The organism is Lentibacillus salicampi (assembly GCF_004565465.1).
In the GTDB taxonomy this organism is placed as follows: domain Bacteria; phylum Bacillota; class Bacilli; order Bacillales; family Amphibacillaceae; genus Lentibacillus; species Lentibacillus salicampi.
Map to the genome: position 1 here is coordinate 13846 of NZ_SRHY01000006.1, position 24417 is coordinate 38262.

At 46.2% G+C, this 24417-nt stretch carries 18 protein-coding genes; 4 read left to right on the forward strand and 14 right to left on the reverse strand.

Annotation, left to right across the window (positions count from 1 at the left end; translation table 11 throughout):
- Nucleotides 1–323: 323 nt before the first annotated feature.
- From E4U82_RS06860 to E4U82_RS06910, 11 genes are all read right to left on the reverse strand, one after another.
- Nucleotides 324–1931: a CTP synthase gene (locus E4U82_RS06860; protein WP_135109454.1), complete on the reverse strand. Its 1608-nt coding sequence runs from the start codon at nucleotides 1929–1931 to the stop codon at nucleotides 324–326.
- Nucleotides 1932–2373: 442 nt separating this feature from the next.
- Nucleotides 2374–2931, reverse strand: coding sequence for a DNA-directed RNA polymerase subunit delta (gene rpoE, locus E4U82_RS06865; protein WP_135109456.1), 558 nt, complete (start codon nucleotides 2929–2931; stop codon nucleotides 2374–2376).
- A gap of 434 nt (nucleotides 2932–3365) precedes the next feature.
- Nucleotides 3366–6605, reverse strand: a complete 3240-nt coding sequence (gene icmF / locus E4U82_RS06870; protein WP_135109458.1) for a fused isobutyryl-CoA mutase/GTPase IcmF — start codon at nucleotides 6603–6605, stop codon at nucleotides 3366–3368.
- A gap of 45 nt (nucleotides 6606–6650) precedes the next feature.
- Nucleotides 6651–7271: a TetR/AcrR family transcriptional regulator gene (locus E4U82_RS06875; protein WP_135109460.1), complete on the reverse strand. Its 621-nt coding sequence runs from the start codon at nucleotides 7269–7271 to the stop codon at nucleotides 6651–6653.
- Nucleotides 7272–7448: 177 nt separating this feature from the next.
- Entirely contained in the window at nucleotides 7449–8588 is a 1140-nt protein-coding gene (locus E4U82_RS06880; RefSeq protein WP_135109462.1) for an acyl-CoA dehydrogenase, read from the reverse strand.
- An 85-nt stretch (nucleotides 8589–8673) separates the two neighbouring features.
- Nucleotides 8674–9813, reverse strand: coding sequence for an acyl-CoA dehydrogenase (locus E4U82_RS06885; protein ID WP_135109464.1), 1140 nt, complete (start codon nucleotides 9811–9813; stop codon nucleotides 8674–8676).
- A gap of 111 nt (nucleotides 9814–9924) precedes the next feature.
- Nucleotides 9925–10776: a 3-hydroxybutyryl-CoA dehydrogenase gene (locus E4U82_RS06890; protein ID WP_135109466.1), complete on the reverse strand. Its 852-nt coding sequence runs from the start codon at nucleotides 10774–10776 to the stop codon at nucleotides 9925–9927.
- Nucleotides 10777–10937: 161 nt separating this feature from the next.
- Entirely contained in the window at nucleotides 10938–12125 is a 1188-nt protein-coding gene (locus E4U82_RS06895; protein WP_135109468.1) for an acetyl-CoA C-acetyltransferase, read from the reverse strand.
- A gap of 149 nt (nucleotides 12126–12274) precedes the next feature.
- On the reverse strand, nucleotides 12275–14380 hold the full coding sequence (locus E4U82_RS06900) for a (Fe-S)-binding protein (RefSeq protein WP_135109556.1): 2106 nt from the start codon (nucleotides 14378–14380) through the stop codon (nucleotides 12275–12277).
- 595 nt (nucleotides 14381–14975) lie between these two features.
- Entirely contained in the window at nucleotides 14976–16649 is a 1674-nt protein-coding gene (gene argS / locus E4U82_RS06905; RefSeq protein ID WP_135109470.1) for an arginine--tRNA ligase, read from the reverse strand.
- On the reverse strand, nucleotides 16646–17089 hold the full coding sequence (locus E4U82_RS06910) for a YwiB family protein (RefSeq protein WP_135109472.1): 444 nt from the start codon (nucleotides 17087–17089) through the stop codon (nucleotides 16646–16648). The genes argS and E4U82_RS06910 overlap by 4 nt, the downstream gene beginning before the upstream one ends.
- A gap of 156 nt (nucleotides 17090–17245) precedes the next feature.
- On the opposite strand from E4U82_RS06910, the gene mntA reads away from it, so the two are divergent.
- From mntA to E4U82_RS06925, 3 genes are all read left to right on the forward strand, one after another.
- The gene (mntA, locus tag E4U82_RS06915; RefSeq protein WP_135109474.1) at nucleotides 17246–17653 is read left to right on the forward strand and encodes a type VII toxin-antitoxin system MntA family adenylyltransferase antitoxin; all 408 of its coding nucleotides are present in this window, start codon (nucleotides 17246–17248) and stop codon (nucleotides 17651–17653) included.
- A complete protein-coding gene (gene hepT, locus E4U82_RS06920) occupies nucleotides 17643–18053 on the forward strand; it encodes a type VII toxin-antitoxin system HepT family RNase toxin (protein ID WP_135109476.1) in 411 nt (136 codons plus the stop codon). Before mntA ends, hepT begins: the two co-directional genes overlap by 11 nt.
- 311 nt (nucleotides 18054–18364) lie before the next feature.
- Nucleotides 18365–20428, forward strand: coding sequence for a transglycosylase domain-containing protein (locus E4U82_RS06925; RefSeq protein ID WP_135109477.1), 2064 nt, complete (start codon nucleotides 18365–18367; stop codon nucleotides 20426–20428).
- Nucleotides 20429–20889: 461 nt separating this feature from the next.
- Here E4U82_RS06925 and E4U82_RS06930 read toward each other — a convergent pair whose 3' ends face one another.
- From E4U82_RS06930 to E4U82_RS06940, 3 genes are all read right to left on the reverse strand, one after another.
- The gene (locus E4U82_RS06930; protein ID WP_135109478.1) at nucleotides 20890–21411 is read right to left on the reverse strand and encodes a YwhD family protein; all 522 of its coding nucleotides are present in this window, start codon (nucleotides 21409–21411) and stop codon (nucleotides 20890–20892) included.
- A 70-nt stretch (nucleotides 21412–21481) separates the two neighbouring features.
- Complete coding sequence (locus E4U82_RS06935) at nucleotides 21482–21982, reverse strand: YwgA family protein (protein ID WP_135109479.1); 501 nt, start codon at nucleotides 21980–21982, stop codon at nucleotides 21482–21484.
- Nucleotides 21972–23303, reverse strand: a complete 1332-nt coding sequence (locus E4U82_RS06940; RefSeq protein ID WP_135109480.1) for an HD domain-containing protein — start codon at nucleotides 23301–23303, stop codon at nucleotides 21972–21974. The genes E4U82_RS06935 and E4U82_RS06940 overlap by 11 nt, the downstream gene beginning before the upstream one ends.
- Before the next feature lie 90 nt (nucleotides 23304–23393).
- On the opposite strand from E4U82_RS06940, the gene E4U82_RS06945 reads away from it, so the two are divergent.
- Nucleotides 23394–24239, forward strand: a complete 846-nt coding sequence (locus E4U82_RS06945; RefSeq protein ID WP_135109481.1) for a lipoate--protein ligase family protein — start codon at nucleotides 23394–23396, stop codon at nucleotides 24237–24239.
- The last annotated feature ends 178 nt before the right edge of the window (nucleotides 24240–24417 follow it).

Consider the following 24417-nt stretch of genomic DNA (forward strand, 5'->3'; position numbering starts at 1 on the left):
TACAAAATTTCCTAAAAACCTTCTTTTTAAAGAACAAAAATCGATTTTAATTCAGCAATTCTATGGAAATAATGCCTGTTTCAAAGTGAATATTCCCTAAATGAGTCGAATATACGTTCTTTATCCCGCATACAACTTTGCAAGTTCCACATTTTAGAAAAACTCGGCATTCGCCTCGTCTTATAGCGAGTGCCGAAGTTTTTCTTATAAGGTCAACCATCATTTATACTTTCTGACGTTGCTAAAAAACCCTGCTTCCTCTCGGTAAAAGACTAGAGGAAAAGCAGGGCAGCTCCTATTTGGATTTTTCGTATGCATCAAGCCTAATCTGTACGGTTATGGCATGCCGCTCCAATAAACCCATGAAACAGTGCCTGTGGGTGGTTCGGGCGTGATTTGAATTCAGGATGGAACTGACAGGCTACAAACCACGGGTGATCAGCAATTTCGATTGTTTCAACCAGCCGGTCATCAGGACTCTTTCCGGAAAGAATCATGCCGTTGTGATAAAATTGCTCGCGGTAGTCGTTATTGAATTCATACCGATGGCGATGCCGTTCATATACCAGATCGTCGTTGCCATAAGCCTGTTTCGTTTTCGTGCCATCCATCAGCTTGCATGGATAGCTGCCGAGCCGTAACGTTCCGCCTAATTCTGAAATATTTTTCTGCTCAGGCAATAAGTCAATAATCGGATGTGGTGTGGCCGGATCTATTTCAGCAGAATGCGCGTGTTCAAGTCCCAGAACATTCCGGGCAAACTCGACCGTCGCAAGCTGCATCCCCAGGCAAATGCCCAAAAACGGTTTATTATGTTCACGGGCATAGCGAATGGCTGCAATTTTCCCTTCGATTCCGCGATCGCCGAAACCGCCTGGGACCAACACACCATCGACCGTTTCCAGTTCACTTGCAATGGATTCATTATCCAGCTTTTCCGAGTTAATCCATTTGACCTCAATCGTCGTATCATAAGCGAACCCGGCATGCTTCAACGCTTCGACAACTGACAAGTACGCATCCGGTAGCTCCACGTATTTCCCGACAAGCCCGATAACCGTGGTGTTGGATAAATTCCGCACACTTCTTATCAGCTGTTCCCACTCCTGCATGTCAGCCTCACTAAGCCTGAGTCCCAGATGATCACATGTCAGTTGATCAAGGTGCTGGTCTTGTAGAGAAATCGGGACCTGGTACAATGTATCCGCATCAAGCATCTCAATAACCGCTTCTTTGTCGGTATCACAGAACAACGCAATTTTTTCCTTCATTTCCTGACTGATCGGCAACTCTGAGCGTAATACGATCGCGTCAGGCTGGATACCCAATGAACGCAATTCCTTCACACTATGCTGGGTTGGTTTTGTCTTGATCTCACCAGCCGCTTTAATGTACGGCACAAGCGTGCAGTGAATATACATGACATGTTCCCGTCCAATGTCACTCTTGATTTGCCGGATGGCTTCCAGAAACGGCAATGATTCAATATCCCCGACAGTCCCGCCGATTTCGGTAATGACGACATCTGCCTTGGTAGCCTGTCCCGCACGGAAAACCTGTTCCTTAATTTCATTGGTAATATGCGGAATCACCTGCACCGTTCCGCCAAGATAATCCCCGCGGCGTTCTTTCTTAATAACACTCGAGTACACTTTTCCGGTTGTAATATTGCTGTACTTATTTAAATTAATATCAATGAACCGCTCATAATGTCCCAGATCGAGATCCGTTTCCGCCCCGTCCTCAGTCACAAACACCTCTCCATGCTGGTATGGGCTCATCGTGCCGGGGTCAACGTTAATGTATGGGTCAAACTTCTGAATCGTCACCTTCAATCCCCGATTTTTCAAAAGCCTGCCAAGTGATGCCGCTGTGATCCCTTTGCCAAGCGACGACACAACACCACCAGTCACAAAAATATATTTCGTCAATGATGATCCCTCTTCTTTCTGTATGATTTTGTTGTATTCGTTCATAACTTCTGTGATTAGGATATATCTTTCGTTAAAAGTTAAACACCGGGAATCGAGTTTACCAAACAATAAAAAGCGCTCCCCCTTTATGCACAGGGGGAGCGCTTTTTATTTATACGTTTAGCGAGCCCAATAAAAATTGTACGCATCGGCATCTAAAAAGTCAAGCAGCTTTTTAAAAAGATAAGTTTTTGGCTATATTCATCTCTGTCAACAATAGCCATGTCCAGCTTCGACGTACAGGACGTACTAGTGCCGGCGTTGGCACAGGACGTGCCGAACTTAGCCGGCCAGCATCTACCCCCTCGAGGTCTTACGCAATCATTTTACGTAGCAAAACCCGCCACTACAAATGCTTGCTTAAGCTTTTCAGGGGCGAACAAGACGCCCTGCGCTTTTCTTAATTTTTATTGTCCTCTTCATCATCACTATCATCGAGCTCCTCATCGTCCTCATCAGCATCGAAGTCGTCATCAGCTTCATCAAGTTCATCGTCAAAGCCCTCATTATCGTCAATGTCGTCACTTTCATCCGGTGCATCATCTTCAAATTTATTGGTCAGGATTTCAACATTATCGTCAACTATGTCCAAGTCCCCTTCCTCAGGCTGTTCACGCGGGACTTCTTCTTTTTTCTTTTTTGCTTTTGCCTTCGTCTTTTTCTTTTTCTTTGGTGCTTCTGCAGTGACGATTTCATCCATTTGTTCGACTGGATACCACCGCTTCAGCCCCCATACACCAGATTCTATTGTCAGAAACCTGCCGTCTATTGTTAGATCCGTGTAAAATTGCGCCATAAATTCCTGCTTCTGTTCCTCTGTGAAGTCTTTCATTTCAGCTATTCTGTTGTACAAATCATTAAAATTCTGTGCTTTCTTTTCCTCATGTAAAATTTCATTGGCCAGCTCAATCATTGAGGTGACTTCAAGTTCCTCGCGGCTGTAATTTTTCAGACTCACGATACCGCACTCCCTTTTTTCGTATATTTCATGATCAAGGCAATCACGCCTTATCGTTAACGTTTTTGTACAGATTCACTTAAATCATACCATTCATTATAAACAAAAATGGGTAGAATATGCCAGCAGAAACAATAAGTTCATTGAAAACAAACCTTTTGCAGGGGCTTCACGGAGGTCGATCTATAAAAGGAATCGGTTCATGACGCCGATTCCTTTCAATGAAAGATAAGAATGTATAAAATTTCTGGCTATATTAAGTCATGTCCAGCTTCGACGTACAGGACGTACTAGTGCCGGCGTTGGCACAGGACGTGCCGAACTTAGCCGGCCAGCATCTACCCCCTCGAGGTCTTAAGCAATTATTTTACGTGGCAAAACCCGCGATCACAAATTCTTGCTTAAGATGAACAAGGCACCCTGCGCTATTCTTATTACATATTCCGCCGATACTGGCCGCCGACTTCGTAGAGTGCATTGGTGATTTGACCAAGACTGGCCACTTTCACGGTTTCCATCAGTTCGGCAAAAATGTTGCCGCCGGATGCCGCCACGTTCTTCAGCTTTTCCAGTGCCGTTTCCGTATGTTCCTTGTGCGTATCCTGAAATGTGTGCAGTTCACTAATCTGATGCTCCTTTTCCTCTGTAGAGGCGCGAGCAAGTTCCATCGAGTCAATTTTCTCAGCTGATGGCGGGTTCGGATTCATGTACGTGTTCACCCCGACAATCGGAAGCTCCCCGGAATGTTTTTTCCCTTCATAGTACAGCGATTCTTCCTGGATTTTGCCGCGCTGGTATTGCCGTTCCATTGCCCCGAGCACACCGCCACGGTCATTCATTTTTTCAAATTCCTGCAGGACAGCCTCCTCCACAAGATCAGTCAGTTCTTCGACAATAAATGACCCCTGCAGCGAATTCTCATTTTTGGTCAAGCCAAACTCTTTATTAATAATCATCTGAATGGCCATCGCACGTCGCACAGATTCCTCCGTTGGTGTCGTAATCGCTTCATCATAGGCGTTCGTATGCAGCGAGTTCGTGTTGTCCTGAATGGCGAGCAACGCCTGCAGGGTGGTGCGGATATCGTTAAAATCAATTTCCTGAGCATGCAGGGAGCGGCCCGACGTCTGAACATGGTATTTCAGTTTCTGACTTCGCTCCTCCGCGCCGTATTTGTCCCGCATTGTAACCGCCCAAATGCGGCGGGCTACCCGGCCGATGACGGTATATTCCGGGTCCAGTCCATTGGAAAAGAAGAACGATAGATTTTGCGCAAATTTATTCACATCCATGCCACGGCTTAAGTAATACTCCACATACGTAAACCCGTTTGCCAATGTAAAGGCTAGCTGGGTGATCGGATTCGCCCCAGCTTCAGCGATATGATAGCCAGAGATGGACACCGAATAATAATTACGCACATGTTTGTCGATGAAATACTGCTGAATATCCCCCATCATTCTGAGTGCAAATTCCGTTGAGAAGATGCATGTATTTTGGCCTTGATCTTCTTTTAAAATATCTGCTTGCACCGTTCCACGCACAACGGATATCGTCTCATCCTTAATCGTTTCATATTCTTCACGATTTGGTTGCCGGCCGTTTTCTTCCTTGAATTTCGCCAACTGCTGATCGATCGCTGTATTAAAAAACATGGCCAGAATGATCGGTGCCGGCCCGTTGATCGTCATCGAAACAGACGTCCTCGGATCGGTCAAATCAAATCCATCGTACAGTTTTTTCATGTCAGCCAATGTACAAATGCTTACACCGCTCTCCCCGACTTTCCCGTAAATATCCGGGCGCGGTGCCGGGTCTTCGCCGTAAAGCGTCACGGAATCAAAAGCGGTGGACAACCGTTTTGCCTCACTGTCTTTCGATAAATAATGGAAGCGGCGATTCGTCCGTTCCGGTGTGCCTTCACCGGCGAACTGGCGTGTCGGGTCTTCCCCTTTGCGTTTGAATGGAAAGACACCTGCCGTGAACGGGAACGCCCCCGGAACATTTTCCTTCATCAGCCATTTTAAGCGGTCCCCCCAGTCCATGTATTTCGGCAGCAGGACTTTTGGGATTTTTAGCCCGGAAATGGATTCAGTTGTTAGATCCATTTCCACCTCTTTGTTACGAATAGAAAACGTCATTTTGTCCTGACTGTATTTTTCTTTCGTTTCGTCCCAGTTTTTCAGCATGTTTTCCGAACGGTGATCCAGCTTTTCTTTGTATGTCTGAATGGCCTGGTCAATCATTTCAATACTTGCGTCATCATCCAGCACGTCTTTTGCGCCTTCAAGCTGGTAAAGTTTCCGGGCGATGTTCGTTTGCTGTTCTGTTTTTTGATGGTAGTCCCGAATATGCACAGCAATCTCACGTAAATAATGACGCCGCTCATTCGTAATGATCATGTTTTGCTTTTCAGCAATCGTATGTCGCTCAAAATCGACGGTATTTTCCCAGCCGAATTGTTCATTCAGCGTGTCAACCATGGAAGCAAACAGGGCGTTCGTCCCCGCATCATTAAACTGGCTGGCGATAGTACCGAAAACAGGGTATTTTTCCTTGTCTCCGCCAAACAGCAAATGACTGCGTTCGTATTGTTTCCGGACCTGATTCAGCGCATCTTCAGACCCCTTTTGTTCATACTTGTTAATGACAACAAAATCAGCAAAGTCAATCATATCGATTTTTTCAAGCTGTGACGGCGCGCCAAATTCGGCTGTCATCACATACATGGACAAATCGGTGATATCCGTGATCGCCGCGTCCCCCTGACCAATCCCACTCGTTTCAACAATAATAAAATCATAATTTGCGGCACGCAGAACATCGAGAATATCCTGAAGTGCCTGTGACAGCTCGGTTCGTGATCCCCGTGTGGCGAGTGACCGCATATAAACACGATCCGTAAAAATCGCATTCATCCGGATACGGTCCCCCAGCAGTGCGCCACCAGTTTTCTTTTTCGTCGGATCAATGGAAACGATGGCAATTTTTTTGTCAGGTATTTCATTGATGAAGCGGCGAATCAATTCATCGGTCAGCGAACTTTTCCCCGCACCACCTGTACCGGTGATGCCCAGCACTGGTGCGTTGTTCGACTGTGACCGCAATTGATCCATGGCGGCCTGTTTCGCTTCATCATCGTCATCGTAGTTTTCGATATAGGTAATCAAACGGGCTACCGCTTGCCGCTCACCTGTCGGCAATCCTTCCAGAGCCGCTTTCATATCAGTTGGCGGCAGAACATCACACTCCTCCAGCATGTTGTTGATCATGCCCTGCAGCCCCATTTCCCGTCCATTGTCCGGTGAAAAAATGCTTGAAACACCATAATCCTCCAGTTCTTTAATCTCCCGGGGGATGATGGTACCACCGCCACCGCCATATACATTAATGTGACTGGCTCCCAATTCATTGAGCAGGTCGATCATGTATTTGAAATACTCCACATGCCCGCCCTGATAGGATGAGATCGCAATTCCCTGGGCATCCTCCTGAATCGCCGCATAGACGACCTCTTCCACTGACCGGTTATGCCCGAGGTGCACAACCTCTGCTCCGCTCGACTGCAGAATCCGGCGCATAATGTTGATCGATGCATCATGCCCGTCATATAAACTTGATGCCGTAACAAACCGGACAGGATTCACCGGTTTATAGGTCTGAACTTGTTCCATGTAACCCCTCCTGTTTAAAGTTCCGGATCAGTGTGTCTCATTGCACTAAACCTTGTCGATTGCCAGGGATTGCAGCAGAAAATGCATTTGACGTTCAATATATGCTTCCAGTGTGAATTGTTTCTGCAGCATCCACCTTCTGAATGCCCACATTTGTCCCTGAACAAAAATATTATTGGCGATAAGCGCTGCATCCTGTTTGGCAATGGCTTGCGGCAGGCTTGCGCGAATCATTTTGTCAAGCATGGCCACCATATCCCGTTCCTTATTTAGGACATACTCTTTCGTCTTTTTTTTGAGTGACTTAACTTCCTGATACATGATGATGATTTCTTCCTGCATGTCATCCATCAGTCGAAAAAATGATTCAACGACCTTTTCCAAATTGGCAACGGATGGATTCTGCCAGTCAGCGGACGCTTCCAGGCGGTCCCTGACCTGGTCATAGATCGCGTCACAGACAAGGAAGAGCACATCTTCCTTCGTCCGGATATATTCATACAACGTTCCGATACTGAATCCCGACTCTCTGGCAATTTCTCTTGTTGTTGTGCGGTGAAAGCCTTTCTCCTTAAATAAAGCAATCGCGCCCTTAATCATCTGGTTGCGCCGCTTCTCAACCAGACCGGTATCTTTAACAGAAGAAACGACTTGGTTATTGGACATGCAGCAGTCCCCCTTTCTATTGAATGGTGTTTGCACGTTTTTGTTGCTGCGCTCGCTCGACTTTCCGCTGTGCTCGCTCGAATTCCCGATGCACTCGCTCGATTTTCCGCCGCACTCGATCGTTTTTCTGCTGCGCTCGCTCGAATTTTGGATTTTGAGCCAACTAAGCTTAATACTCTACTTTGTCAGCATCCTGCCAATAACCAGACGCTGGATTTCGTTTGTACCCTCATAAATTTGCGTGATTTTGGCATCACGCATGTAGCGCTCGACTGGGTAGTCCTTCGTGTAGCCATACCCACCAAATACCTGCACTGCTTCAGTTGTTGTACGCATAGCGGTATCGCCTGCAAATAATTTTGACATGGCAGATGCTTTTCCATATGGTTCGCCTTCTGATTCAAGCCATGCTGCCTGATAGGTTAATAGACGGGATGCCTCTACCTCCGTCGCCATATCCGCCAGTTTGAACGAGATGCCCTGGTTGGCTGCGATCGGTTTGCCGAACTGTTCTCGTTCTTTCGCATAATCTGCAGCAGCATCCAGCGCGCCTTGAGCAATCCCAAGTGCCTGGGCAGCGATTCCGTTGCGTCCGCCATCCAGTGTTGACATGGCAATTTTGAAGCCTTGTCCTTCTTCACCAAGCAGATTTTCCTTTGGTACGCGGCAATTGTCAAAAATCAGTTCTGTCGTCGGGGATGATCGGATACCGAGTTTCTTTTCTTTCTTGCCGGTGGTAAACCCTTCCATATCTTTTTCTACAATAAAAGCACTGATGCCTTTATTCCCACGCTCGGGGTCCGTGAGGGCAAAAACGATATAAATGTCAGCCACACCGCCATTGGTGATCCAAACTTTATTGCCGTTTAGAATGTAATCATCACCGTCTTGTTTGGCTACGGTCTTCATGCCTGCCGCATCACTGCCGGACCCTGGCTCAGAAAGCGCATAAGCGCCCAGTGCTTCACCCGTTGCCAGCTGGTACAGGAATGTTTTCTTCTGTTCTTCGTTCCCATATTTGTAAATCGGCCAGCTTGCCAATGACAGGTGCGCTGACAAGGTTACGCCAGTTGAAGCGCAGACGCGTGATAGCTCTTCTATGGCAATCACATAACTGACAAAATCCGCCTCAATGCCGCCGTATTCTTCCGGCCAGGGAATTCCTGTCAGGCCAAGTTCAGCCATTTTATCGAAAATCACGCGGTCAAAGCGTTCCTCTTCATCACGTTCAGCTGCGGTTGGCTCCACATCTTTTTTGGCAAAATCACGAACCATCTTACGCAGCATTTCCTGTTCTTCGGTCAATTGAAAATTCATAGTACGTTTACCCCCTTCAAGATCTATGCATCCAAAACTGCCCGTCTGGTCCCGGAGAATCAGCCAAATTCGCTTGCCCGAGTTTTTAGCCAAGCAGATTTTTTGCTATGACGATATGCTGGATTTCATTTGTTCCCTCATAAATTTCCGTTACTTTGGCATCACGGAAAAGCCGTTCAACCGGATAATCTTCTGTGTAACCATAACCGCCATAAACCTGGACAGCTTCAATGGCTGCCTTTCGTGCTGTTTTCGCGGCATACATTTTGGCCATCGATGCTTCTTTACCGGATTCAACCCCACGTTCAACCAATGCTGCAGCCTGATAGACCAGTAGTTTGGCAGCCTCGATCTCAGTCGCCATATCCGCAAGCTTAAACGCGACTCCTTGATTTTCAGCGATTGGTTGGCCGAATTGTTGCCGCTCCTTAGCATAAGCCGTGGCGTGCTCAAGGGCCGCTTCGCCGATACCCAAAGCCTGAGCAGCAATGCCGATGCGCCCGATATTCAAATTAGCCATCGCAATTTTGAAACCATCGCCCTCTTCACCAAGAAGCTGTTCTTTTGAAACGACACAGTGATCAAAGTTCACCTGAACGGTGCTCGACCCGTGCAGCCCCATCTTTTTTTCAGGTTTCCCGATTTCCAGGCCCGGTGTGCCTTGTTCAACAATAAAAGCGCTGATTCCTTTCGATCCCGTTTCATCACTTGTCCGGGCAAAAGTGACATATGTACCCGCATACCCGCCATTGGTAATAAACATTTTAGATCCCTTAAGAATATAGTGATCACCGTCTTTCACGGCTCGTGTTGTCATATTCGCAACATCCGATCCAGCTCCGGGTTCCGTTAAGGCAAACGCTCCCAGGTATTCACCCGTGGCCAGTTTAGGCAGGTATTTGTTTTTCTGATCCTCATTGCCAAAATACAAAATCGGATTAGTACCGACCGATGTATGAACCGATAGGATAACCCCAAGTGTTGCACTTACTTTCGCCAGCTCATGAATGGCGATAATATATGACGTATAGTCCATGCCGCTTCCACCATACGTTTCCGGAACCGGAACCCCCATCAGCCCGAGTTCCCCCATTTTTTGGATAAGCTCAGTGGGAAAACGGTCCTCCCGTTCCATTCGCTCAACTTCTGGCTGTACGTCTTTTACGGCAAAGTCCCGGACCATTTTACGCATCATGTTCTGTTCTTCCGTTAAGTGAAGGTTCATGTGCCATGCCCTCCTTTCGGTAATTCATGATTGTCATACCTGTCAATTCGGTTGCTTTACTGGTCAACTCCAGAAAACACCGATGTTTTTACTGCCGGCGGTGAATTTCGATTAACCGTACTGGTAAAAACCTCTGCCTGATTTTTTACCGTACCAACCGGCGTTGACATATTTTTTTAAGAGCGGGCATGGGCGGTATTTGCTGTCGCCAAACCCATCATGCAGTACTTCCATGATGTAAAGACACGTATCCAGTCCGATAAAATCAGCCAATGTCAGCGGCCCCATCGGATGGTTCATGCCGAGTTTCATCACCGTGTCAATGTCTTCAACTGAAGCCACGCCTTCATGCAATGTGTAAATGGCTTCATTGATCATCGGCATTAAAATTCGGTTGGCCGCAAACCCAGGGTAGTCATTCACTTCAACAGCTGTTTTCGAAAGACTTTTTGCCATATCAGCCACTGCCTGATACGTTTCATCACTTGTCTGCAGCCCACGGATGACTTCGACCAATTTCATGACCGGAACCGGATTCATAAAATGCATCCCGATCACCTGCCTCGGGCGATTTGTTAATGCTGCAATTTCTGTAATGGGAAGTGATGAGGTATTACTCGCCAGAATCGCATGTTTCGATGCGTATTCATCCAGTTCACGAAATACGTTTGCTTTCACGTTCCTATTTTCGACAATCGCTTCAACTGTCATGTCGCAATCTTTAACTTCCTGTATAGTGGTCGTCGATTGCAGGCGGGAAAGCGTATCGTTTTTCTCCTCTTCGCTGATCCGTTCCTTCTGGACAGACCTTGTCAGAAGTCCTTCGATACGTTGCATTCCTTTTTGAAGTGCTTGTTCATTCACGTCATTCAATAAAACATCATAACCGGATTGAGCGCAGACCTGGGCGATACCTGAGCCCATCTGGCCTGCCCCAATTACCATAACTTTTTGGATTATCATATTTATTGCCCCCTTGGAATTGAGTCACTTTGCTTCAACATTCCTGCCTGGAACACGTTTATCATCTTGCGGTGGCGATAAACTTTGGTGACTTTGCCCTAACTGTAACGTTTTAACCGTTACTTTGACGAACCGGCTGCAATTCAGCGACCGCTATCCCATTATTGCTTCGGCACTTCCAAAAGCATCGCATCACCCTGGCCACCGCCGCTGCAGATGGCCGCAATGCCACGTCCACCACCGCGTCGTTTTAATTCATGAATCAATGTCAAAATAATCCGTGCACCGCTCGCGCCGATTGGATGGCCCAATGCGACCGCACCACCATTTACGTTGATTTTTCCGGCATCGATACCTGCGATTTTTCCGCTGGCCAGCGATACCGCTGCGAATGCCTCATTAATCTCGAACAAGTCAATATCATCTTGAGAATAGCCGGTTTTCTCAAGCAACTTATTGATGACCAGCCCTGGAGTTTTTGGAAAGTCTTTGGATTCAACGGCCACTTCCGCATGACCATGAATGACGGCCAGCGGTGTTTTGTTCAACTGTTCTGCTGTTTCGTCAGACATGACTACAAACGCGCCGGCACCGTCGTTCACTCCAGGGGCATTTCCCGCTGTAATCGTACCGTCACGGTCAAACGCCGGCCGCAATTTTGCCAGAACATCCAAACTGGTATCTTTACGTGGAGCCTCATCCGTATCAACCACAATCGGATCCCCTTTTCGCTGCGGGACTTCCAGTGATACGATTTCTTCAGCAAATTTCCCGTCCTCAATCGCTTCGACTGCCCGCTGGTGACTGCGGTACGACCATTCATCCTGTGCTTCTCTTGTTAGGCCGTATTCCTCGGCCGTGCTGTTGCCGTAAGTGCCCATATGAACACCTGCAAATGAACAAGTCAGTCCATCGTGAACCATCATATCGACTACCTTTTTGTCGCCCATCCGGTTTCCCCAGCGGGTGTCAGGCAAAATATATGGTGCATTGCTCATACTTTCCATTCCACCGGAAACGATAATATCCTCATCGCCAAGACGAATCAGCTGATCAGCAAGCGTGACACTACGCAGCCCTGATGCACACACCTTGTTGATGGTTTCAGTTTTGACTTCCCATGGGATACCGGCTTCGCGCGCCGCCTGTCGGGAAGGGATCTGTCCCTGCCCACCCTGGAGGACGTTTCCGATAATGACCTCATCAACTTTCTCGCCGTCCAGTCCTGCCCGTTCCAACGCTTCTTTAATGGCTGCACCGCCCAGCTGTGACGCTGAAAAAGGCTTCAGCGCTCCCCCGAATTTTCCGAATGGTGTCCGTGCACCGGATACAATAACCGTCTTTCGCATACAATCGACATCCTTTCATGAACTAGATTTGTAGATTCATAACTACTTCCCCTTTGCACCTAAGTGGATTCATCTCTTTTGACCGAACGCTCACTCAGCGTAAACCCAAAATGGAGAGGGGCGCTTCTGGCTGCCCCTCTTCAGTTCAGTTAAGCCGTCTTCTGTTCGTCTTCTGTCAATACGGATAATGCCAGGATTTCAGCAACATCCATGGTGCTAATATCTTCTTCAACTTCTTTCGCTTTCGTGCCGTCACTCAGCATCGTCAGGCAAAATGGACATGCACTGGAAATCATGGTTGATTCCGTCTCCATTGCCTGTTCGGTGCGGGCCACGTTAATCCGATTCCCGGTCGTGTCTTCCGTCCACATCAGACCACCGCCAGCACCACAGCACATGCCGTTTTCCCTGCTCCGGTCCATCTCGACCAGATCGAGCCCCGGAATCGATTTCAGTATCTCCCTCGGCGGATCATAAACACCATTGTATCGTCCCAGGTAACAGGAATCATGATAGGTCAGGCGCTGATTAATTTCGCGCTGCGGTTTCAACTTACCGTTCATCACGAAATCATACAGCAGTTGTGTATGGTGATAAACTTCCGCTTCAAACCCGAAATCAGGGTATTCATTTTTAAAAATGTTATAGGCATGCGGATCAATCGTCACAATCTTCTTCACGTCATGTTTTTCAAATTCTTTGATATTTTTCTCGGCGATTTCCTGAAATAAAAACTCATTCCCAATGCGACGCGCTGTGTCACCGGAATTTTGTTCTTTATTCCCAAGGATGGCAAAGCTGATGCCTGCCTGATTCATCAATTTGGCAAATGCAAGGGCGATTTTTTGACTGCGGTTGTCAAAGGATCCCATTGAACTGACCCAGAAAAGGTATTCGAAATCTTTATCTTCTTTTTTCAGTTCTTTGACGGTTGGAATATAAGCATCTTCATCCTGTTCACGCCATTTGATGCGGTCTTTTTTGGAAAGGCCCCATGGGTTGCCCTGTCGTTCGATGTTCATAACCGCACGCTGGGCATCCGGATCCATTTTCCCTTCTGTCATCACCAGATAGCGGCGCATATCAATAATCGTGCCAACGTGTTCGTTATTGACCGGGCAGGCATCTTCACAATTGCGGCAAGTCGTGCAGCCTGCAAGCTCCTCCTGGGTAATCACATCACCGATCAGGCTGACGTTTTCCATACCGGCAGCTGCTTCGTTTGCACCTCGTGCTGCCAAATTGCCTTTTGTATTGGAAAAGGCATATTCCGGGACCCAGGCTGACTTCCCTGTAACGGCCGCGCCTTTTTCCGTTAAATGATCCCGTACTTTGATCATAATATCCATTGGCGACAGCATTTTGCCGGTGCCTGAAGCTGGGCAGACGTCAGTACAGCGCCCGCATTCGACACACGCGTAAAAGTCAATCATCTGGTGCTGTTCGAAGTCTTCCACTTTGCCGACACCAAATGAAATGTCCTCTTCATTTTCTTCCTCATCAATATCAAAATCGATCGGCTTCAGTTTGCCTGGCACACGCTTACTCAAAAACACGTTGACAGGTGCGGCGATTAAGTGTGCGTGTTTGGATTGTGGTACATAAACCAAGAATGCCAGAATCGTTACCGTGTGAATCCACCAGAATACATAGAACAGAACGGCAGCTGCTGTTTGCGGCAGCCAGCTGAACGCGGCCGCTATTAAACTGGCAACCGGTTCTGTCCAGGTTAAGGCCCCGCCGTGCCAGACAATGGTCATCCCATTTCCAAACAGCACAGAAAGCATCAATGTCCCAATGAACAACAGGACAAGCCCTGCTTTAAACCCCCGCTTCAAACGAACAAGCTTTTCAATATAGCGGCGGTAGAACGCCCACACAACTGCCACCAGAATCATTAACGTCACAAGTTCCTGGAAAAATGTGAATCCCGGATAAAATATCCCGAACGGCAAATGATTGCCCGGTGCCAGCCCTTTCACAAACATGTCAATCGCACCAAACTGTACGAGTAAAAAGCCATAGAACATCATGACATGAATTGTGCCGGATTTCTTATCCTTTAGCAGCTTGGACTGGCCAAACACAATTTTGCCGATGCGGCGGAACCGCTCTTTAAAGTCACGGTCAAACTCGGATTTTTTCCCCAGTTTTATGTAGGAAACCCGCGTGGCGACGACTTTGGCGAATAAGTATATGCCATAGGCGACAATTGCGATAAATGCCAGCCAGTTGATCAATAACAATGTGTTCATCATTCGCTTCCCCCTTGAGTTTAGTATAACGGAAAATGTTAGCGATTGCATTATTTTGAAAATAAAATACATCCTGCGATCTTTACCCACTAATATTGTGGAACAAGGCAAAATATGCAGCATCGGGGTGGGAGGCTGTCCGCTAATCAGACTAAAAGATGCAAGCACGTTATTTAATGTTGTTACCATTACTTTATATGATGAATGAGCATTCAGTCAATAGATTTATGGCAAATTAAGAAATACGGCTCACCCCTATAATCGAGACTAAACGGCAAAAAGGGGGCATTACTTTTTATACATTTTTTGCCCCCTTTCAGGAAATTCTTTCGATTATAGGAGTGAAAAAGGGGGGGTAACATGCGAGGACATCATTGTTTGTGTTCCAGCTGCGTTTTCCGGTTTTAAAGTGCTATAAGGATTTTTGTATAACCTTTGGAGACCAGGTATTGGGTAGATAATTATTTTGTCGTGCAGTTTGATGTGGTGAGTTACGTCTCATCAATATCAAGTACGCGCTTAAAACAAAACACTTCATCCGAGTATGTATAACAAAAACCGTGCAGAGGCACCTGATCCCCTGCACGGTTTATCCTTACATTTTCACCGGCGCACTGATGCCGAGCAGCCTGAGACCATTGGCGATCGTGGTCCGCACGGCTTTCATTAGCGCGATACGGGCTTTAGTCAATTCTGGATTATCCGAATCAAGCACTTTTTCCGCATTATAGAAGCTATGCAGCAGCGAAGCCAGGTCAAAAACATATTGTGTCACTTTATGCGGGGCATGTTTTTCAGCGGATTCAGCAACGGTCTGCGGGAATTCGCCCAATTTTTTCAATAGATCTGTTTCTTTCTCAGCTGTTAACAGATCTCCGTTAAATGTGCCTTCAACAGCAAATCCTTTCGTTTCAGCCTGTTTCAGCATCGTGCAGATCCGGGCGTGAGCGTACTGAACATAATAAATCGGATTGTCATTTGATTGGGAACGGGCTAAATCCAGATTGAAATCAAACTGAGTGTCGTTCGAGCGCATGACAAAGAAGTAACGGGTGGCGTCAACTCCGACTTCCTCCATCAAGTCGCGCAACGCTACAGCATTACCGGTTCGCTTACTCATGCGCACCTTTTCGCCCCCTTCAAACAAGTTAACTGTTTGAATGATTTTTACGTCAAATTTTTCAGCCGGGTAGCCAAGGGCCTGAATCGCTGCACGCATCCGGGAAATGTAGCCATGGTGGTCAGATCCCCATACGTTGATGATTTGATCAAATCCGCGTTCAAGCTTGTCTTTATGATACGCAATATCCGGGGTCAGGTACGTATAATGACCATCCTGCTTGATGAGTACACGGTCTTTATCATCACCGAAATCGGTTGAGCGGAACCATGTCGCACCATCACTCTCATAGACATAACCGCCATCGCGCAATGTCTGAACGGCTTCTGTCACTTTGTCGTTATCATACAAGGACTGTTCGGAAAACCAGTTGTCAAATTGAACGCGAAAATCGGCCAGGTCTTTTTTCAAATTGTCGAGTTCAATGTGCAGACCGTATTCCTTGAAAAATGCCAGTCGCTCCTGTCTGTCCGTATTGACCCATTTCTCGCCGTATTCATCAGCCAGTGTTTTCCCGATACTGACAATATCATCACCGCGGTAGCCATCCTCAGGCATATCGGCTTCATAGCCCAGTGCCTCCAAATAACGGGTTTCAACCGATAGTGCTAATTTATCAATTTGATTACCGGCATCGTTAATGTAATATTCACGCTGCACCTCATAGCCCGCCGCTTTCAGGACATTGCAGAACACATCACCATAAGCTGCACCGCGGGCATGGCCCAGATGCAGATCGCCTGTCGGATTGACTGAAACAAATTCCACCTGGACGCTTTGACCTTTCCCGAAATCTGTCCGGCCATAGACATCACCAGCGTCCAAAATCGTCGGAATCAACCCGCCGAGAAAGTCATTTTTCATGAAAAAATTAATGAACCCAGGACCAGCAATTTCCATCTTGTCAACGGAAGCTTTTGACGCATCGAAATTTGCCGTAATATCGTCTGCGATGTGGCGCGGTGCCTTTTTGGCGATCCGAGCCAGCTGCATGGCAATATTCGTTGCGAAATCACCGTGCGCTTTCTCTTTTGGTTTTTCGAGAATGACTTCCGGCAGTTCGTCCTCCCCGGCCAGTTCTGCTTTCAGGACGGCAGCCGCAATCTCCTGTTTAAGTGTATCTTCTGTTTGGGATAATATATTGCTCATTGAAAATCCTCCTTAGGTCGAATCATTAGCGTCAATTGGTGGCTGCGTTCATCCTGTCCGTTCAGCCTGACAGTATAGTCAATCCTCAGCGATCCATGCTGCTCTTCCGTTAGCTTTTTGTAGTTAATCGCTTCTGTAAATGTTTCCATATGTATATTCCCGTGCGGATGCTGGAACACGTTTTCCGATATTTTTTGCTCGCGGAATGTTTGTTGCATCCGGACCGCTCCCGTGCGTTTCACACTCACTTTTCCTGTATGGATTGTCATCATATTGCTGATCACCGAACCATCTTCGGTCGTTTCATGATACGTCAGTACATCCATGTTCGCTTTTTGATAGAGATGTCCTGTTTCCTTGACCGTATGGTTTTCCTTCAGGCCGTTATCATCAATGACTGTCTTAAGTTCGAGTGCAACTTGTTTCGAATTCCCTTCCATCAAAATCGCTCCTGCTGATATGATTACCTATTATAGCCGTAAATGCGGGTTCATTTCAATTCAAAGACTGATAAGCTTTTTTAAAATAGTCAAATCCCTAAACTTACGGTCAAATTATTGATATAATGGTCATACTTTAACATGGGAGGTATTCCTATGCACGACGGAAAAATCGAAATAGCAAAAGATTTTCTCGTTCCAAAGCTTGATCCGGTCTTTCTTATCTTATTCGGCTCACAAGCTAAGGGAACTGAGCATCGTGAAAGTGATATTGATCTTGCCTTTTATTGTAAAAACAACGCACCCTCCGCATATGAAACGTTTATGCTGGCACAGGAACTTGCTGCCGAGCTGAATATGGACGTTGACCTTGTCAATATCCGTGAAGCCACCACTGTTTTCCAGGCACAAATCTTTTCCACCGGCCGTGTCATTTATTCAAAAGATGACATTCTTAGGGCAAAAGTACAAATGACCGTCATGAGTATGTACGCCAGACTGAACGAAGAAAGACAGGTTATTTTGGACAAAATCCGTGAAAGAGGTTCGATTTATGACGAATGACGTTATTTTAGACAAAGTGAGTATCATAGAGCGATGTGTCCGTCGAATTGAAGAAGTTTATGATAACGACCCGGCCAGCCTTGATGACTTCACAAAGCTGGATAGTATTACCCTAAATATTCAGCGAGCTTGTGAAGCAGCAATCGACCTGTCGATGCACATTGTTGCTGAAAAAAAGCTTGGACTGCCGCAAAAAAGCCGGGAAGCATTTGATCTGCTTCAAGATACCGGGGTTATTAGTGGATCCACTGCTGCACGCATGAAAGCGATGGTCGGATTCCGAAATATCGCAGTCCATAGCTACCAGGATATTGATCATGATATCTTGAAAAAAATTGTTAACGATCACATCGATGACTTTAAAACGTTCACCCGACAAGTACTTCATAATGTTGGCTAAGAAATAAAATTTAATAATTCATAATAAAGATCGATCATTTGGAATAAAGTTTGATTAAATTTCTCAATCATCATTGGGAAATGTTTATTTATTTTTAACATATGAGTCATACGGAGAGAATTTTAGATGAAAAGAAGAAAAGTAGGCATTTTACTTTATGATTTTGTGGATATACTGAAACAACCCGCCTGGATGTGTTCAATCTATCCAGGTGCTTTTTATTATTGAGTGCATTTACCCCGGGTTTAATTCCGCCTGTTTTTTCCCATAATGAAACTAACGAAGACGTCGCATAAACGGGGCTAAATGATATGGATACATTTTTGCGTTTAAACGGAAAAAAATACCGGCTGTTTTATCTCATACCATTCGGGATATTGGCATTCGGGCTGTTTCTCCTGATTGGGGTCTATTTTGTCAGTTTTCTATTGGGGCCGCCTCAGCTCACCAATGATCAAAACACGATTTATTACAGCAGTGACGGGGAAAAGATTGGTGAAGAAAGTGGTGCGGAAAACCGATACTGGGTCGATCTGGAGGATATGTCGCCACAATTGATTGCGGCAACTCTGGCAATAGAGGATCAGTATTTTTATGAGCATAATGGGTTTGATTTGCAGCGTATAGCTGGTGCTGTCTTATCCGATATAAAAAGTCTGTCACTTCAAGAGGGAGCAAGTACCCTGACCCAACAATATGCCCGAAATCTGTTTTTATCCCATGAAAAAACATGGCTGCGCAAACTGAAAGAAGCATTTTATACAGTAAGATTGGAAATGTACTACTCGAAAGACGAGCTGCTCGAAGGTTATTTGAATACCATTTACTACGGACATGGCGCATACGGCGTAGAAGCAGCTAGTCGGCACTTTTTTGATAAATCTGCGAGTGACCTTTCATTAGCGGAGTCCGCCATGCTTGCTGCCATTCCGAAAGGGCCGTCGTACTATTCACCGTTCAATCACCGGGAAAATGCGAAGAACCGTCAGCAGCAGATTTTGGGATTAATGCTGGATAATGACCGGATAACGGAACAGGAGCATTTCCTGGCTATCAGAGAGAATTTAGCCTTCACCAAACCGACAGAACGGGAAAAAATATCCGTCGCTCCTTATTTTCAGGATTCAGCATTGAAAGAGGCAGCAGACATTTTGGAGCTTAAGGCCGAAAAAGTCCGCTCCGGCGGCTACAAAATTTACACGACACTCGATACCCGGCTCCAAAAACAGCTGAAGGAAAATACAGGGAGTGAAATCCGTCCCGGGAGTGACATTGAACTTGGTGCCATGGCCATGAATCCGGACACCGGGGGAATCCGTGCTTTAATTGGCGGCAAGGATTATACAAAAAGTCCATTCAACAGGGCAGTTGACGCCGAACGCATGCCAGGATCCGCTTTCAAGCCATTTTTATATTACACGGCACTAAACAATGGCTATACACCGACAACCATGCTGATGAGCAAACCGACCGCTTTCAAACTTGAGGACGGTGAAGTCTATCAGCCGAGCAACTACAACGGGTATTACGCAAACGAACCAATCACGCTCGCTCAAGCGTTGGCGCTGTCCGATAACGTGTATGCCGTTAAAACCAATTTGTCTGTCGGGCCGGAACAACTGGTCAACACAGCTGAAAAGTTTGGAATTGAAAGTGATCTGCCAGCTGTCCCGTCTCTCGCACTCGGAACCGCGTCGGTAACACTGAAAAATATGGTCACCGGCTATGGGATGCTCGCGAACGGCGGCTACGATATCAAAGGTCATACGATAGCGAAAATCATTGACAGGCATGGCAATACGGTATTTGAAAGGAAGCAGGAAGAAAAGGAGCCTGTATTAGATCCGCAATCGGCCTTTGTTTTAACACAATTGATGACCGGGATGTTTGATCGGTCGTTGGATGGTTATATGTCAGTGACCGGTTCAACGATTGTTGATGAGCTCAGCCGAACGTATGCCGGGAAATCCGGTACCACCAACACCGACAGCTGGATGATCGGCTACAGCCCACAACTTGTCACCGGCATTTGGACTGGCTATGACAATAACGCACCGATTACCAAAACAGCTGAAGAGACATTGGCGAAAAATATATGGGCGTCATTTATGGAAGATGCCCATGAAGGTGCCCGCATGCAACAGTTTGAAGCACCGCCCGGGGTTGTCGGCGTTGCCATCGACCCCGAGAGCGGCAAACGAGCGACCCCTTACTGTGACACAAGCCGGATTATGTATTTTAAAAAAGGGACCGAACCCGAGGAACACTGTACGGTGCATATGCCGGGTGACAAACCGCAAATTGAGGACAACGAAAAACAATCAGATAAGGAAGACAATAGCTTATTTGAGAAACTGTTTGATATAATCTCATGATGGCACCTGCTTTAACATGTTTTACAATTGAAGTGGAGAACAAAATGCTGTTCCCCACTTCAATTAGTTAGTTAAAGAAAATATCAATAGCTTCCCAGCGAGTCCCCTTATTCCATCTCCATAGTTTTTTAATGAATTTTCATACTTATAACATTTTATTATAAATTTATCATAGACCTAAGAGAAATACTATAGTACATAAAGACTATTTCCTCGACATGATAGGTTGATTTTTGACATAAGAGAAATGTAATGACTGAAGAACGTAAAAATTTGCCACAGCAAAAAGAGCTGACTCTCCGTGAAAGAGTCAGCTCCTTTTGTGTCCTAGTAATACATGAGTTAGCCCATGTATACATATTCTACAAATTTGTGGATTAAGATACAAGTTGTTCAGCGATTGTTCATAAATCCGTCATAAAATGTTCACGAATTCCAAACGAATGATGAACAATCGCCCATTATGCAGCCAGAGCGTTTTTTAGCTCATCAGTCGAATTCTTCCACATGTCGCCGCCTTCAAAATCAGCAAGGAAATCCCGCAGCAATTGTTTGGAATGATTATCCATATGTTCAACCATAATATTCCCTTTCAAGGATTTCTCCATATGTTTGACATGCTCAGGCATAGACTTGTATGCCCGCTTAATTTTCCGGTCGACTACAATTTCGCTGCCTGCCACACCGGCAAAGTATGGGCCAATTTCACCTTTTTCCACTGTCACCCAGACGATCCAGTACGATTTGCCGTCTTTGACAACGTCCGGGTCATTTTGGAACTTCACGCGGCGTTCAACCTCACTGCGCGCATGCATCGCCCCCATATCGACAAAGGCACGGTCCTCATTCGGATCGATAATAACAGATGACATATTTTCAAGACTGATCGATCCGATGCCATAGCCGTCATGCCCGTCGTTCGGATCGTCTTTTATAATGGTAAATTGGTTCGTCTTCTTTTGATTGGAAGATTGATCTGACATTTCAAAAACCCTCCTGAATGGTTATTGATTCCAATTGTAGCATATCCCAGAAACATTTTTCATTCAATGGTTACTGAACCGGGTTAATCTCCCTGATGAATCGGAATGCTTCGTCGATTTCCCAGTCCGTATACTTTTGCTTCGGCTTGACGGTATGTATTTTTCGCACTATATCGTCTTCTGGCAGCCCGTCAAAATAATACATCGTTGATACCAGCTCAAGAAAACGTGAACTTTTGCGCTGCAGGAGGGTAATGTGTTCCGTCATATCCGGCATGTCCATATGGAATTGATTCAGAAAATCGACCCCGTCACCAGTAATCTGGTAATGGTATTGCACATAATTGCTTTTTGTTTCCTTTTCCTCGGTAATGAACCCGAGATTGCACAGCTCCTCAACTCTCAATGAAAGTTCTTCTGAATAAGGTCCATAGAAATGAAATTCGTATTTCTCTTCAAATGGCATATTACAATGTTGCAGGATATAGATCATTTTCTGCAGTTTTTTCCGTCCGGTTATCTCATTGGCAGCAGCAAAAAACTGCATTAATCTGGCATGGTTAGTCAGCATGTTCTCCCTCTCCTTCCAGGGGTTGTTCAAAATTCAATAAGTCCATAATCCGTTGCTTCACTGGGATATCATCGCTGAGTCTTTTCAAAAAGTCAGCCGGAAAATACAGCTTATGATCTGTGCGCTTTTTTCCCGAAATGGATTCGACAATGTCCGAGTTGCGGGAAAGCTCCTTCAGGCTCCCGTCCGGCATCAACAGATTAATCGGCAAGCGTTCGTCATCCTCGCCCGGGCGGTAAAAGTCATATGGCAAGTCTGATGATGAATCGACTTCCAAATAATAGTCCGGATTGATGCCTGCCTCCTGAAACAGTTTATAGAGTTCCATCCATTCATTCATCTGCTGGTTTGGATTAAATTCAATATATTTAAAAAGCCGGCGGTTGATGAAACGTTCGCACAGATCTTTTAATATAGCATCGTCTTCTTCCTGCCACAGCTGAAAATAATAGAAAACAATTGATTCATCCAGTTTTAAGTAATCGCTAAGTCCAACATTCTCATTAAAAAATGAAATAAAATGAAATGGTTGCAATTTGAATGTATAGTTGGTTTCAAACAAATACTTAGCCCGATGCAGAATCTTGGACAAGATCACCTCAGCACTTCTCGTGACCGGGTGAAAATAAACCTGCCAGTACATCTGATAGCGGCTCATGATATAGTCTTCAACCGCGTGCATGCCGCTTGATTTAATGACGAGTTGGTCCTCCAACGGCCGCATCACCCTTAAGATCCGCTCCATATCGAAATGGCCATAGCTGACACCCGTGAAATAAGCATCACGCTGCAAATAGTCCATCCGATCGGCATCGATCTGGCTGGAGATGAGGCTGACGACAAGCTTGTCCTCGTACGTCTTGTCAATCACATCAGCAACTTTTTGGGAAAAGCCCGGCTCCACCCGTTCGAGAATCGTATGTATGGTTGTTTCACCAAGAATAATCTGTTGCGTGAAATGTTCATGGTCCAGTTTGAAGACTTTTTCAAACGAATGGGAAAACGGCCCATGCCCCAGGTCATGCAAAAGTGCAGCACACAGACATAGCAATCGCTCATCATTGTTCCAGTCATCGCGGTTTTCAAAATTGCCGATGATACGCCGGACAATTTCATAAACCCCCAGCGAATGACTGAAACGGCTGTGCTCAGCGCCGTGAAATGTCAGGTATGATGTGCCAAGCTGCTTAATCCGTCGCAGCCGCTGAAACTCTGGTGTGGCGATCAAATCCCAGATCACCCGGTCTTGAACATGGACATAGCGGTGCACCGGATCTTTGAAGACTTTTTCCTCGTGTAATTGTTTGTCTTTATATGGCAATGATTTCAACCCGTTTCTGTTCGACAATGTTATCATATATTATATAATAGTTACCCGGATGATAAAAGGTTTAATCAAAGGAGCCAGCTTATGAAAAATTGGGAAGATGTCGTTTCACACAGGCAGTTTCGTTATCTCGATCACACAAGAAAAAAATTTTTTCACGGAAAACCCAATACGGCTCTAACATCGTTTGCCGTTGACGACGTGCTCGCGCTATTTGTGAGTGGCACTGACCCGGCAGTGCGTCTCTGGGTGCATTCCGACACGGTTGTGCTTGGCATTCCCGATACAAGGCTGCCGTATTTAGCGGAAGGTGTCAGGCTTTTGTCAGAACGCGGGTATCAAGCGGTCGTCCGGAATTCCGGCGGACTGGCGGTTGCACTGGATGACGGGGTTTTGAACATATCACTCGTCCTGCCTGATGTTCGGGGGGTTTCCATTTATGACTGCTATGAGGCGATGGTGAGCTTTATCCGATATACACTGCACGACCTCACGGATGGGATAGAGGCATATGAAATTGTCGGCTCGTATTGCCCCGGTGATTATGACTTGAGCATCGGTGGACGAAAATTTGCCGGCATCTCACAGCGGCGAGTGAGGGACGGGGCAGCGATTCAGATTTATATGGACGTCGAAGGAAAAGGCCAGGAGCGCGCGCAACTAGTACGGGATTTTTACGATGCAGCGCGAAAAGGCGTGGAAACTAAATTTAATTATCCCGATGTGGAGCCAGATGTGATGGCCTCGCTGTCGGAACTGCTCGGTATAGAATTAACCGTTGAGGCAATGAAACAGCGGGTGCTCGCTGCACTGGAAGATGTAAGCGAGCAGATTGTCACGGACGACTTTTCAGATGACGAGCTCGTACAATTTGCGAAGCGGTATGCGCAGATGGTGAAGCGGAACGAAGATGTAGCCGGAATGCAGTGATGGTACTGTTGATGCGGACGGCAAGCGGGATGAGGCAGATGCGAGGAATCGGGGCGAATAATTAAGGCGCCATTCAAAAACAATGGCAGCGCATGCTTTCCGTTAAATGGCCCTAAAAAGCAGTAGTGGACGCATTTTTTTATTCCGCGAATGCGCCCGATGATTGAATAAACTATGT